The sequence below is a fragment of the Hymenobacter sp. DG01 genome (genome assembly GCF_006352025.1).
Taxonomy (GTDB): domain Bacteria; phylum Bacteroidota; class Bacteroidia; order Cytophagales; family Hymenobacteraceae; genus Hymenobacter.
In genome coordinates, this window is sequence record NZ_CP040936.1 from 2,732,203 (window position 1) to 2,744,839 (window position 12,637).

General features: G+C 60.1%; 12 protein-coding genes. 6 read left to right on the forward strand and 6 right to left on the reverse strand.

Translation table 11 applies throughout. From position 1 onward, the window contains the following. Window positions 1-83: 83 nt before the first annotated feature. Entirely contained in the window at window positions 84-650 is a 567-nt protein-coding gene (gene pth / locus FGZ14_RS11520; RefSeq protein ID WP_139924400.1) for an aminoacyl-tRNA hydrolase, read from the forward strand. Window positions 651-826: 176 nt separating this feature from the next. Here the strand turns inward: pth and metG are convergent, their stop codons facing one another. Further along, entirely contained in the window at window positions 827-2,872 is a 2,046-nt protein-coding gene (gene metG, locus FGZ14_RS11525) for a methionine--tRNA ligase (RefSeq protein ID WP_139924402.1), read from the reverse strand. 285 nt (window positions 2,873-3,157) lie between these two features. On the opposite strand from metG, the gene FGZ14_RS11530 reads away from it, so the two are divergent. Then, window positions 3,158-3,769: a hypothetical protein gene (locus FGZ14_RS11530; protein WP_139924404.1), complete on the forward strand. Its 612-nt coding sequence runs from the start codon at window positions 3,158-3,160 to the stop codon at window positions 3,767-3,769. A 112-nt stretch (window positions 3,770-3,881) separates the two neighbouring features. On the opposite strand, the gene FGZ14_RS11535 is transcribed toward FGZ14_RS11530, so the two are convergent. Both FGZ14_RS11535 and FGZ14_RS11540 read right to left on the reverse strand, forming a co-directional pair. Continuing rightward, window positions 3,882-4,235, reverse strand: coding sequence for a hypothetical protein (locus tag FGZ14_RS11535; RefSeq protein ID WP_139924406.1), 354 nt, complete (start codon window positions 4,233-4,235; stop codon window positions 3,882-3,884). Window positions 4,236-4,307: 72 nt separating this feature from the next. After that, complete coding sequence (locus FGZ14_RS11540) at window positions 4,308-5,102, reverse strand: DUF3050 domain-containing protein (RefSeq protein ID WP_139924408.1); 795 nt, start codon at window positions 5,100-5,102, stop codon at window positions 4,308-4,310. 406 nt (window positions 5,103-5,508) lie between these two features. Here FGZ14_RS11540 and typA point away from each other — a divergent pair, with 406 nt between their 5' ends. Continuing rightward, entirely contained in the window at window positions 5,509-7,317 is a 1,809-nt protein-coding gene (gene typA, locus FGZ14_RS11545; RefSeq protein WP_139924409.1) for a translational GTPase TypA, read from the forward strand. Between the two features lie 128 nt (window positions 7,318-7,445). On the opposite strand, the gene FGZ14_RS11550 is transcribed toward typA, so the two are convergent. Both FGZ14_RS11550 and FGZ14_RS11555 read right to left on the reverse strand, forming a co-directional pair. Next, entirely contained in the window at window positions 7,446-7,778 is a 333-nt protein-coding gene (locus tag FGZ14_RS11550; RefSeq protein WP_139926095.1) for a multidrug efflux SMR transporter, read from the reverse strand. A 4-nt stretch (window positions 7,779-7,782) separates the two neighbouring features. Continuing rightward, window positions 7,783-8,064 (reverse strand): acylphosphatase, encoded by a 282-nt coding sequence (locus tag FGZ14_RS11555; RefSeq protein WP_139924411.1) that lies wholly within the window; start codon window positions 8,062-8,064, stop codon window positions 7,783-7,785. 206 nt (window positions 8,065-8,270) lie between these two features. Between FGZ14_RS11555 and nagA the strand changes: the two genes are divergently transcribed. Continuing rightward, complete coding sequence (gene nagA, locus FGZ14_RS11560) at window positions 8,271-9,401, forward strand: N-acetylglucosamine-6-phosphate deacetylase (RefSeq protein ID WP_180754333.1); 1,131 nt, start codon at window positions 8,271-8,273, stop codon at window positions 9,399-9,401. Window positions 9,402-9,593: 192 nt separating this feature from the next. Then, complete coding sequence (locus FGZ14_RS11565) at window positions 9,594-10,157, forward strand: hypothetical protein (RefSeq protein ID WP_139924415.1); 564 nt, start codon at window positions 9,594-9,596, stop codon at window positions 10,155-10,157. Here FGZ14_RS11565 and FGZ14_RS11570 read toward each other — a convergent pair. Beyond that, window positions 10,123-10,929 carry an RNA methyltransferase gene (locus tag FGZ14_RS11570; protein WP_139924416.1) on the reverse strand — a complete coding sequence of 269 codons (807 nt, stop codon included), beginning with the start codon at window positions 10,927-10,929 and terminating at the stop codon, window positions 10,123-10,125. The genes FGZ14_RS11565 and FGZ14_RS11570 overlap by 35 nt on opposite strands. A gap of 160 nt (window positions 10,930-11,089) precedes the next feature. On the opposite strand from FGZ14_RS11570, the gene FGZ14_RS11575 reads away from it, so the two are divergent. After that, window positions 11,090-12,574 carry an ATP-binding protein gene (locus tag FGZ14_RS11575; RefSeq protein ID WP_180754334.1) on the forward strand — a complete coding sequence of 495 codons (1,485 nt, stop codon included), beginning with the start codon at window positions 11,090-11,092 and terminating at the stop codon, window positions 12,572-12,574. Window positions 12,575-12,637: the final 63 nt, after the last annotated feature.

Genomic DNA, 12,637 nt, shown 5'->3' on the forward strand with positions numbered 1-12,637 from the left:
TTTTCGCACTGCCGAATCTTAAAATCCTGCTTTGCCTTGCGGCGGAGCAGGATTTTTTACGTTTGCGGTCCTAACTCTTCCCTATGAAATTTCTTGTTCTCTGCCTGGGCAACATCGGACCAGAGTACGCCGACACCCGGCACAACGTGGGGTTTATGGTGGGCGACTACCTAGCCCGCAAGCACGAAGCCGCGCCCTGGGCGCTGGGCCGCCACGCCTTCACCACTGAAATCAAGCACAAAGGCCACACCTTCGTGCTGGTGAAGCCCACCACGTACATGAACCTAAGCGGGAAAGCGGCAGCTCACTGGCTGAGCGCCCTGAAAATCCCGAAGGAACAGATGGTAGTGGTGACCGACGACCTAGCCCTGCCTTTTGGCAAACTACGGCTGAAAGCCAAAGGCTCGGCCGGGGGCCAGAACGGCCTGAAGCACATTCAGGAAACCCTGAGCTCCGACGAATACGCCCGCCTGCGCTTCGGCATCGACTCCAGCTTCTCCAAAGGCCGGCAGGTGGACTACGTGCTCAGCCCGTTTGCAGCCGATGAAAAGATTGACTTGGAGGCTCGTTTAGAAAAGGCTGCCGAGGCCGTGCTGCTATTTGGCACTGTGGGCTTGGAGCGCGCCATGAACGTGGTAAACGTGAAGTAGATAGTTTGTCATGGCGAGGAGGCACGACGAAGCCATCCTTCCTCTTCTTTTGTGATAAGCCAGATAAACAGACAAGCCCTTACTTCCAGCTCGGAGGTAAGGGCTTGTCTGTTTCAGAGGGGTAGGGATTTGTCAGGAAGGATGGCTTCGGTACCCTCGCCATGACAACGTTGCCACTACGCCACGCCGGAGCCCGGCCGCACGGGGCTGCTGGGCTGCATCAGGCTCAGGGAGCCGTCGGCGTTTTCGGCCATCAGGAGCATGCCCTGGCTTTGGATGCCTTTGATTTCGCGGGGAGCTAGGTTGAGTAGCACCTGCACCTGCTGACCGATGAGGGCTTCGGGCAGGAAGTGCTCCGCAATGCCCGACACGATGGTGCGCGGCTCCTCGAAACCGAGGTCAACGCTTAGTTTCAGGAGCTTCTTGGTTTTGGCGACTTTCTCGGCGGCAACGATGGTGCCCACGCGCAAATCCATCTGCTGGAACTGCTCGAAGCTGACGTCGTCCTTGGCGGGGGCTGAAACAGCAGCGGCCAGCTCGTTGGCTTTCTTGGTGTCGAGGAGCTTCTGCACCTGCGCCTCTACCGTGGCGTCTTCAATTTTTGTGAACAGCAGCGCGGCTTCGGCCAGCTGGTGTCCGGGGGCCAGCAAATCGGGGCGGGCGGCTTGCGGCCAGGTACCTTTCTCGGTGTTGAGCATAGCGCCGAGGCGGGCAGCGGCAGTGGGCAGGAAGGGCTCCAGCAGCGTGACCAGACTGGCGGCCAGCTGCAGGGATACATGCAGCACGGTTCCCGTGCGCGCCGCATCCTTCTTGATGAGCTTCCAGGGCTCCATATCGGCCAGGTACTTGTTGCCCAGGCGCGAGAGGTTCATCAGCTCGTTCAGCGCATCGCGGAAGCGGTAATTGTCAATCAGCTCCCCGATGCGCGCCGGGAACTCACTGAGCTGGCGCAGCACGTCCTCGTCCTCGGTGGTAAAGCCTACGGCGGCGGGCACTTTGCCCTCGAAGAACTTATGGGTGAGTACCACGGCCCGATTCACGAAGTTGCCCAGGTTGGCTACAAGCTCGTTGTTGTTGCGAGCCTGAAAATCCTTCCAGGTGAAGTCGTTGTCTTTGTTTTCGGGGGCATTGGCGCAGAGCACGTAGCGCAGCACGTCGGCTTGGCCGGGGAAATCCTGCAGGTACTCGTGCAGCCACACGGCCCAGTTGCGGCTCGTGGAAATCTTGTCGCCTTCCAGGTTCAGGAACTCGTTGGCGGGCACGTTATCGGGCAGGATGTAGTCGCCGTGGGCCTTGAGCATCGCCGGGAAGATGATGCAGTGGAACACGATGTTGTCCTTCCCAATGAAGTGCACCAGCTTGGTGCCCTGGTCTTTCCAGTAGGTTTCCCAGGTGTCAGGCAGCAGGTCTTTGGTTGCCGAAATGTAGCCGATGGGCGCATCGAACCACACGTAGAGCACTTTGCCCTCGGCCCCTTCTACCGGCACGGGCACACCCCAGTCCAGGTCGCGGGTTACGGCGCGAGGCTGCAGGCCTTGGTCGATCCAGGATTTACACTGTCCGTACACGTTGGCTTTCCAGTCTTGCTTGTGGCCTTCCACAATCCACTCGCGCAGCCAGGGCTCGTACTGGTCCAGGGGCAGGTACCAGTGCTTGGTTTCGCGCAGCACCGGCTGGTTGCCCGAGAGCATGGAGCGCGGGTTGATCAGCTCCGTAGGGCTGAGCGAGGTGCCGCATTTCTCGCACTGGTCGCCGTAGGCATTTTCGTTGCCGCAGTTGGGGCAGGTACCCACAATGTAGCGGTCGGCCAGAAACTGATCGGCTTTCTCGTCATAGTATTGCTGCGAGGTTTGCTCAATGAACTTGCCTTCCTCGTAGAGCTTGCGGAAAAAGCCGCTGGCAACCTGGGCGTGCGTTTGGGAGGAGGTGCGAGAATAGATATCGAAGGAGATGCCGAAATCCTGGAAGGAGTCGCGGATGATGGCGTTGTACTTGTCCACCACCTGCTGGGGCGTTACGCCTTCCTTCTGGGCCCGAATGGTAATGGGCACCCCGTGCTCGTCGGAGCCGCACACGAATTTCACATCGCGCTGCTGGGCGCGCAAGTAGCGGGCGTAGATATCGGCAGGAATGTACACGCCGGCCAGGTGGCCAATGTGCACCGGACCGTTGGCGTAGGGCAGGGCCGCCGTAACGGTGTAGCGTTGGGGAGCAGAAGACATATAGAAAGCGAAAATCAGATTTTCAGGACGAAACCCAACCTAACCGGCGGGCAATGGGAGTGCAAAGGAACAAGTAAAAAGAGGAATCCGGCTTATCCGCTCTTACGGCCAGCCCCCTACCCCCGGCCGGGGCGCAAACCTGCCCAGCCGTCCAATTGCTGGAGCTAATCAGGATACTGCAGCTGCCTTAAAACAACCCAGCACGAAAATCTGTCCTTGCTTCTAGCCACTTATAGTAGAGTTCTGCCGTATTTGAAGGCGCACCTCCTCACTAACGCTTGCACTATGAAAAATCAGAAACAGGAAAAACCTGCCAAGAAGGAAAAAACGGCGAAAGACCCGGCTGAAAAGGCGCAGCGCAAAGCTGCCAAAGCTGCCGAATCAGCTTCTTCTACCCTTACGGAGGCGCGGGCCAGCAAGAAAGTCAGCCAGAAAAAGGCCCTTAAAACTGCGGCTAAGCACCTGCAGAAGCGACTCGATGAGCGCATTGACGAAGTGGTGAAGCGCATTCGGAAGGAAACCAAGGCCAAGCTAAAGGAAGTAGTGAAAGATGCTACCCGCCGCCTCGACGTGGACATTGAGCACTTATTTGAAGAAGCCCTGCACACCATTGTGCGCCACCACGAAACGGGCACTCCTGGCGCCTCCGACAGTATTTCCACGCTGACGGAGCCCTCCACGGCTACCACCAACCTACCCGAAGCGCCCCCGATAGCCGCCCCGGCTTCGCGCCCCAGTCGCCCGGCCGCGCCTAAACCGGCTGCCAAAGTTTCGCCCACGGCTGCGCGGCCGCAGCCCAGCCGTTCTCGGCCCCCGGTTAAAAAGCCGGCCCCCTCTGCCAGCACGCCTTCCCCTACCCCCGATAATGAATCGAGCGTCAATGAGGTAGGACTGTAAGGGCGGCTTGTACTCTGCCTTAAAACAGTAAAACAGGCCCGCTGCCAGCGCAGTGGGCCTGTTTGTTTAAGTGGGTTTCCTACCCGGCTGGGAGGCCAAGGCACTTAGCGGCCTATTGCGGGGGTAGGCGCAGGGTATCGGCGGGGGCCCCGTTGAGGCGGCGCAGGCGAGTTTCGGGTGAGGTGGTATTGTTGTCGTTGGTGTTGAGGCTTTCGGGGCGCTTGCGGGAGTTGATGCCGCTGGCCTGCTCACCCAAAGGCACACGGCCGGGGGTAGCATCGGGCACGGAGCCGCCGTAGCCGGCGTTGCTGTTGTAGGCGGCCTGGCGGTCGGCATCGGTAAGAATGCGGGTGGGCGGCCTCCGCACGGCGCTTTCTTCGCCGGTGGTTTCCTGGGAGGTAGTGCACGCTGCCAGTACGGCCAGCACGGGCAGGGCAAAACGGCAGATATAGGAAGGCAGGCTCATGGCTGTAACAGAAGAAGCCAGCCCACGCGGGCCGGCTTCTTTGCTAACGAACTGGCGGTCGGGAGGTTGGCCCTACCCCCGCGTTTGGGCTAAATCGGCTCGGATGCCGTCCCAGAGCGCCACGCGGGCCTGCATGCAGCGGACTGCCACTGCGCGGCTTTCCTGCCAGCGCTGGGCATCGGTGCCACATAGCTCGCGCACCATCTGCTGGGCCAAGGGGGTGTGCACCTCTTCATCCAGCTGGATATGGCGGTCTAGGTAGTACGTAAAGGTGTCGAGCTGGCCAGGGAAGCGCTGACGCAGATCGTGCACCAAGTGGCGGAACATGTCCGGAATAACATCTTCCCGACCAAAGGTGAAGGCTGCGGCCACCGCGTGCGGCTTCCCTGATTCGATGATGCGGAAGGTATCCAGCACGAACTCCTGCACGGAAGCCGGGGCCTGCGCTTTCACCAGGGCCTCCCCTACCGTATCGCCCGCCGCCAAAGCAGCCAGTAGCCGCTCAATGGGCGCGGTATCGGCGCCGCACTCACGCATGGAGCGCAAATACAGCTCGAAATGGCTGGCGGGGTTGCCTTCGGGGTCCACATCCGTCTCCTCTTCCAGCACAATATCGTTGATGAGGCGGCGGGTAGCAGGGTTGCCGCGCGGCACCCAGGGCACCTCCACGCAAGTAAGCTCCCGCTGCAGGGCCTTCAGCAGCGACATAAAATCCCACACGGCAAATACGTGGTGCTGCATGAACACACGCAAATCGGAGAGGGAGTGCAGCGAATGGTACACACCGTGCGCTACAAGCTGCTCCCGGGCCGGGCTTAGTGCGGCCTGCAGCTCGGCAATGGAATCGGAATAAACCTGGGTTGACATAGAGAAACAGAAACAGTGCCCCACAGCATATGCCTCGGGACACCAACAAACGAAACGAGCCGCTGGGTTGGATTTGCCAACGCTCCTACCCGCAAAAGTAGAAGCGCCCAGTGAGCCAGTGCATATTTCTGGCTGACTGGCTACGAACCCACAGGGAGACGCCTGGTGCCTAGCGGAACGTCTTCCTACCCCTTTACTGGATAGAAAGCTCCTTAAAGCTGCCGCGACAGTGGGCAAGCCCCGGTACCTGCGCTGCATAGCTATTCTTCTATGCTTTCGGGAACTGCAGCTACCCAATGAGTTGTCTGTTTTCTCACTCGCAGTTTCTTCCTCTCTCATTAACAATTAATTACTGCGAGTTATTGCGCCAAACATTCCGTACCTTTGCGCCCGGAAAACCCTTTGTATGCAGAACATTCGGAATATCGCCATTATTGCGCACGTTGACCACGGCAAGACTACGCTGGTGGACAAGATCATTCACGCCTCGAAGCTTTTCGACGAACACCAGCAGTTCGACGACCTGATTCTGGATAACAATGATCTGGAGCGTGAGCGGGGCATTACTATCGTCTCCAAAAACGTATCGGTACGATACAAAGACGTAAAAATCAACATCATCGACACCCCTGGTCACGCCGACTTCGGCGGCGAGGTGGAGCGTGTACTGAAGATGGCCGACGGCGTATTGCTGCTCGTGGATGCCTTCGAAGGCGCCATGCCCCAGACGCGCTTCGTACTGGGCAAAGCCATTGACCTGGGCCTGAAGCCCATTGTGGTGGTGAACAAAGTGGACAAGGAAAACTGCCGCCCAGACGAGGTGCACGAGCAGGTTTTCGACCTGATGTTCAACCTGGGTGCCACCGAAGATCAGCTGGACTTCGTGACGCTGTACGGTTCCTCGAAGCAGGGCTGGATGAGCACCGACTGGAAAGTAAAAACTGACAGCATCATTCCGCTGCTCGACGCCGTGGTGGAATCTATTCCGGCCGCTCCGCAGCTGGATGGTACCCCACAGATGCAGGTTACCTCGCTCGACTACTCCTCGTTCGTGGGTCGTATCGCCATCGGCCGTGTGCACCGCGGTACGCTGCGTGAAGGCGCCAACATGAGCCTGATCAAGCGCGACGGCACCATCAAAAAGGTGAAGATCAAGGAGCTGCAGGTGTTCGAAGGCCTGGGCAAGAACAAGGTAGCAGAGGTTAGCTCCGGCGAAATTTGCGCCGTGACCGGCATCGAAGGCTTTGACATTGGCGACACCCTCGCCGACGCCGAAAACCCCGAAGCCCTGCCGACCATCAGCATCGACGAGCCGACGATGAACATGCTGTTCACCATCAACAACTCGCCGTTCTTCGGTAAGGAAGGTAAGTTCGTGACCTCGCGCCACCTGCGTGACCGTCTGTTCAAGGAAACCGAGAAAAACCTGGCCCTGCGCGTAAAGGAAACCGACCGTGAAGACACCTTCCTGGTGTACGGCCGGGGTATTCTTCACTTGTCGGTACTCATCGAGACCATGCGTCGCGAAGGGTTCGAGCTGCAGGTAGGCCAGCCCCAGGTACTGTTCCGCGAGGACGAAGAAGGCAACCGCCTGGAGCCCATCGAGCACCTGGTAGTGGATGTGCCGGAAGAAACCGCTGGTAAGGTTATCGAGCTGGTGACCATGCGCAAAGGCGAGCTGACCATCATGGAGCCGAAAGGCGACCTGCAGCACCTGGAGTTCAATATTCCGGCCCGTGGCTTGATTGGCCTGCGCAACAACGTGCTGACTGCCACTGCTGGTGAGGCCATCATGAACCACCGCTTCTCGGCTTACGAGCCCTACAAAGGCGTGATTCCGGGTCGTATCTCCGGTTCGCTGATTTCGATGGAGACGGGCCCCGGCACCGCTTACACCATCGACAAGATGCAGGACCGCGGCGAGTTCTTCGTTGATCCGGGCGAGGAAGTGTACGCCGGCCAGGTTATTGGGGAGCATACCCGCCCCAACGACTTGACCATCAACATCCAGAAAGGCAAGAAGCTCACGAACATGCGTGCTTCGGGCTCGGATGAAAACGTGAAAATCGTGCCCAAACGTCAGTTCTCGCTGGAAGAAGCCATGGAATACATCCAGAAGGATGAGTACCTGGAAGTAACGCCGAAATCGGTGCGGATGCGTAAGATCCTGCTCGACGAGAACGAGCGTCTGCGCTCAGCCAAGAAAGTTGACTAAATCTGCGAATTCTGACGGTTGGTTTGATTGTCAAACTCAACCCCACCCACCAGGATTCACATACAAAAAGGCGCGGCCCCTGGGTCGCGCCTTTTTGCTTTTACGTTCAGGGGTAGGCCAAGGAATGGTTAGTGAGCCCCGGTTTTGGAGAAGACGTTGATAACGACAACGCCAGCCAGAATCAGGGCCAGACCGATAAGAGCGGGCACATCCGGAACCTGCCGGTAAAACACTACCCCCGCCAGCGTAATCAGCACAATGCCAATACCCGACCACACCGCGTAGGCCACCCCCATCGGGATGCTTTTCAGAGTCAGGCTCAGAAAGTAGAAAGCAAAGCCGTAGCCCACCACTACCACCACACTGGGCCAGAGGCGGGTAAACTGCTCGGAGGCTTTCAGGGCGGTGGTAGCGGCCGTTTCGGCCAGGATGGCCAGCAGCAGGTAAAGCCAGTATTTCATCATCTTATTCCCCCCGGATAATTTCAAACTCGCGGTAGCCCTGCACCGGTCCAGACCGGGCCTCTACCAACTCTACCCGCGCGGCAGGCGGCCCCTGCCGGCACCAGTGCTCCAGGGCGCTCAGGGCTTCCGCAGGGCCTTCGGCTTCCACGGTCACGGAGCCATCGGGGTTGTTGCGGACGGTGCCGGTCAGGCCCAGTCGGCGGGCTTCGGTACGGGTGCTTTGGCGGTAGAATACGCCCTGCACATGGCCCTGAACGTGAAAAGTACGGTGCTCAGTCTGCATACATGAGGAATAGAGTGGATAGGCGGGCAGCGGCGAAACAGGCGAAAACGCACAATACCGACAGCGGCACCGTGGGTTGTGGTACGCAGCCGGGGTAGGCGCGTTGGGTTGAAGTTGGCTGGCGGGCATTTTCTTCCGGTGCGGAAGTGCAGCATCTTCCGGAGCTTTGCCGTATGTCTTCTGCCAGCATTCCCCTCTCCCAACCTGTGCGCTATCTTCTTCGCAACTGCACCCTCTATACAGGCACTACGGTGCTCCACCATCATGCTCTGCTGGTCGAGGAAGGCCGGATTAAGGCCATCCTACCCGAACTGGTAGCCCCCGACGACGTGCCGGTGGTAGATGGCCGCGGCCTGAATGTAGCGCCCAGTTTGCTCGATGCCCAGGTGTACGGGGCTGAGGGCCAGCTTTTCTCGGTGGCCCCCGGTCCGGAGGCTTTGCGGGCCCTTACCCGGCATGCCTTTCGGCACGGCACCACGGGCGTGCTCGCCACCATGCCCACCAACTCGCTTAGTATGATGCATGCGGCCCTGGAGGCAGGGCAGGAGTTCCGGCGCGAGCAGCCGGGGCTGCTGGGCATTCACCTGGAAGGGCCCTATATCAACCCCGCCAAAAAAGGTGCTCACCAGCCAGAGTTTATTCAGGCCCCCACGGTAGCAGAAATTGAAGAGCTGCTGAAGCGGGCCAATGGGGTGTTGAAAATAATGACCCTGGCCCCCGAAGTTGCTACCCCCGCCGTAGTAGCCCGGCTGCGCGAGGCGGGCGTGGTGTTGTCGGCGGGCCACTCCAACGCCACCTACACCCAGGCTACCGAAGGCTTCCGCACGGGTTTTGGAGCAGCTACCCACCTGTTCAACGCCATGTCGGGGCTACAGGGGCGCGAGCCGGGCCTGGTTGGGGCCGTGTACGACGATGCCGCAGCGCAGGCCAGCATTATTGCCGACGGGGTGCACTGCGATTTTGCCGCCGTGCGCATCAGCAAGAAGCTACTGGGGGAGCGGCTATTTCTGATTACCGATGCCGTGACCGAAAGCCAGCAGGGCGCTTACCGCTTCCGGCGCCAGGGCAACCATTTCGTGGATGAGCAGGGCACGCTGGCCGGCTCGGCCCTGACCCTACCCCTAGCCGTGCGCAACTGCGTGGAGCAGGTAGGCCTGCCTCTGGCCGAAGCACTGCGGATGGCCTCTCTCTACCCCGCCCGCCTGCTGGGCCTCGATGACCAGCTGGGCTACCTGGAAACCGGCTATTCCGCCGACTTCTGGCTGTTTGATGACGAGCTGAATGCGGCAGCTACCGCCTGCGCCGGTAAGCTGGTATGGCATTCAGCGGAAGCGTAGGCACTGCCACTGCCTGCTCCATGACACTGTTCCCGCTGCCAGTCAGTTCTTACCAGGTGTCGGCTGGGTAGCGGGCGGCGCTGTATTGCACGACAGCAAGGCTTCTGGTACTTTTGAGGGGTAGGCCCGCTTCAGCCGTCCGTACGGAAGCTGAGCGGGCTTTTTTCTTCTTATACCCTGAATTTGGTGCCTGTGCTGAAACGTGTACTTATTGCTACCCCTCTGGTTTTTACAAGCTTTGCCGCCGCACACGCTCAGGACGCGGCCGCTACCGCCGCGGCCATGACGCCCACGGCCGCTCCTTATGAATACCGCCTCACGGTCCGCGGCTTCGAGGAAACTTACGGCTTCAACGACACGGCTCGGGCCGTCATCCGGCTTTATTTCGCCAAGTGGAAAACCGGCCTCCGGATTATGCAGTTTGCCGGGGCTCCGGTGCCCATTGTGAGCGTGCTGGGCAAGCACTACAACCCCGATCCGCGCACGGGCGGCGTGGCTCCCAACTACAGCTCTTACTACTACGACCCCTGGGTAGCGCCCGTGGCCTTTAGCCTGCTGGGTGTGTCGGCGTTTGGCTTTGGCAAGACGACCGTTTGGAACCGCAAGCAGCTATACCACACCATCCGGCAGTATCGGGCCAGCCGCCAGCTACCCCGCCAGGTAACCCCGGCCCTGCTCATGCCCTACCTGCAGACGGTAACTGCGGAGTACAACCAGCGCCTTACGCCTCCCGTTGGCGCACCGCCTCAAAAGTAAGAATGGCGGTAGCCGTGCTTACGTTCAGCGAGTCGATGGCCCCGCGCATGGGAATGATGATGGTCTGGTCGCAGGCCTGCATCAGCTCGGGCGTGAGGCCATCGGCTTCGGTGCCCATCACCAGAGCTGTGGGGCCGCGGAAGTCGCAGGTGGTGTAGGGCACCGCTTTATCGGTGAGGGCGGCGGCGTAGGTCCGGATGCCGTGCTGGCGGCACCAGGCCAGCAGCTCGGGGCGGGTGGTGGCAATGGTGGGCACCGTAAACGAGCAGCCGATGCTGCTGCGGATGGCGTTGGGGTTGAACAGGTCGGTGCGCGGGTCGCAGACGATGACGGCCGTGGCCTGGGCCGCGTCGGCGGTGCGCAGGATGGCCCCCAGGTTGCCGGGTTTCTCCACTGCTTCCAGCACCAGCAGCAGGGGGGCGGCGGGCAGGGCCAGCTGGGCCAGTGTCCGGTGGGGCGGCTCGGCCAGGGCCAGCACTCCATCGGAGCCTTCGCGGTAGGCTACCTTCTCAAACACGGCCTTCGACACCTCGAACCACTCGGTCTGGCTACCCTCAAACAGGCCGCGCAACTGCTGCTGGCGTTCCGGCCCGGCCAGCTCGGGGCACACAAACAGGGCCGGCACTGCTACCCCCGCGCCGTGAGCAATAGTCAGCTCCCGTAAGCCTTCAATGATGGTAAGCCCCTGGGCGCGGCGCTCCGAGGACTTTTGCTGGAGCTTGAGCAGGTTTTTGATGCGCGGATTCTGGGGGCTGGTGATGGAGTCGGGCATGAGGCGGCGAGCTAGCAGGTACGGAAGGCGGCCCGGGCGGGCCCGACCTTTCCAGCCGCGAAGATACGGACCGCGCCCCGGGACACCCACGGTTTATGCGGGCTTGCGCCGCAGCATGTACCTTGCGGCTGGTATTATTTCACTTGCCGGACCAGCACCGATGGGGCTTAAGCTAAACACGAAAATTATTCTGGGATTCATTATTGCCGTGGGCGTGCTGCTGCTGACCTCGGCGGTATCGTGGTACAGCATTCAGCAGCTGGCCTACTACACGCAGCGGGTGGAGCACACCTACCAGGTACTACAGGGTACGGCCAACCTGCGCACCCACATGCGCGACGCCCAAAGCCACATCCGGAGCTACCTGCTGCTCAATGATACGTCGGCCCTCACCAGCTTCCGGCGGGTGCTACCCGAGTCGGAGGCTGATTACCAGCTCCTGCGCAGCTTCACCTTCGATAACCCCAGTCAGCAGGACCGGCTCGATACGCTGCATAGGACCATGGAGGCAGAAATAGCCTACCTCAACCAGTGGCCCCAACGCACCCCGAGCAATGAGGCCGTGCGGGAGCTGGTACGCGGCGACCAGAACCGACAGCAGCAGCTCCGAAGCCTGCTGAACCGTATTCACTCGGAGGAGCAGGTGCTGCTGCGAGAGCGGCGGAAGCAGCAGGATTTCTTTGAAAACACTACCCCTGCGGCCATTATGGTATCGGCGGTGCTGGCAGCCATTATTGTGCTGTGGCTGTTCCGGAAAATCACGAAAGAGGTGCGGGCCAATGAGGAGCTTCAGCAGGAGCTGGCTCGCAGCAACGATGCAGTAGCCCGTCGCATTCACATTATTGAAGCACTAGCTAACAAAGTAGTGGAGGGCGACTACTCAGTGAAGATTACCGACCAGGAGCAGGACAGCCTGGGTAACCTCGCTACCGCCCTCAACCGCATGACTCAGACCCTGGACACGAGCTTCACGGCCCTGGAAAACCGTAACCGCGAGCTGGACCAGTTTGCCTACGTAGCCTCTCACGACCTGAAGGCCCCCCTGCGAGGGGTAGTGACGGTAGTGAAATGGATTGAGGACGAGCTACCCCACGAGCTCAGCCCCCAGATGCGCCAGTACCTGGACATGATGAAAGGCCGACTGCACCGCCTTGAAGACCTGATTAACGGCCTGCTGGCTTACGCCCGCGCCGGCCGCACCGAGCAGCAGTTGGAGGAAGTGAGCGTGCAGCAGCTGGTGCAGGAAGTTTCGGAGCTGGTAGTGCCGCCTACGTTCCGGGTAGCTACCCCTACCCCCCTGCCCACCTTCCTAACCGACCGGCTTAGCCTGCAGCAGGTATTCACCAACCTAATGGGCAATGCCGCCAAATACCACAACCGTCCCGACGGCCTGATTACCGTAACCTGCCAGGACATTGGGGAGTGCTACGAGTTCCGGGTGCAGGATGACGGCCCTGGCATTGCCCCACAGTTCCACCAGAAAATCTTCCTGATGTTCCAGACCCTGCGCGACCGGCACACGGCGGAAAGCACCGGCATTGGCCTAAGCATCGTAAAACGCATTATCGAAGAAAAAAAGGGCACCATCCACCTCGAATCAGCCGAAGGCGCCGGCGCCTCGTTCATCTTCACCTGGCCGAAATAAGTGAAGCTTTCCAGGGCAGGAGGTGATGGGGTGAACCGTTTGTCATCCTGACGAAGGATGACA

Bases quoted from the DNA above. Each gene is read 5' to 3' on its own strand.
- FGZ14_RS11555 (WP_139924411.1), bottom strand. From the start codon at position 8,064: ATGCAGACTGAGCACCGTACTTTTCACGTTCAGGGCCATGTGCAGGGC.
- FGZ14_RS11575 (WP_180754334.1), top strand. From the start codon at position 11,090: ATGGGGCTTAAGCTAAACACGAAAATTATTCTGGGATTCATTATTGCC.
- metG (WP_139924402.1), bottom strand. From the start codon at position 2,872: ATGTCTTCTGCTCCCCAACGCTACACCGTTACGGCGGCCCTGCCCTAC.
- FGZ14_RS11540 (WP_139924408.1), bottom strand. From the start codon at position 5,102: ATGTCAACCCAGGTTTATTCCGATTCCATTGCCGAGCTGCAGGCCGCA.
- pth (WP_139924400.1), top strand. From the start codon at position 84: ATGAAATTTCTTGTTCTCTGCCTGGGCAACATCGGACCAGAGTACGCC.
- typA (WP_139924409.1), top strand. From the start codon at position 5,509: ATGCAGAACATTCGGAATATCGCCATTATTGCGCACGTTGACCACGGC.
- FGZ14_RS11570 (WP_139924416.1), bottom strand. From the start codon at position 10,929: ATGCCCGACTCCATCACCAGCCCCCAGAATCCGCGCATCAAAAACCTG.
- FGZ14_RS11550 (WP_139926095.1), bottom strand. From the start codon at position 7,778: ATGAAATACTGGCTTTACCTGCTGCTGGCCATCCTGGCCGAAACGGCC.
- FGZ14_RS11535 (WP_139924406.1), bottom strand. From the start codon at position 4,235: ATGAGCCTGCCTTCCTATATCTGCCGTTTTGCCCTGCCCGTGCTGGCC.
- FGZ14_RS11530 (WP_139924404.1), top strand. From the start codon at position 3,158: ATGAAAAATCAGAAACAGGAAAAACCTGCCAAGAAGGAAAAAACGGCG.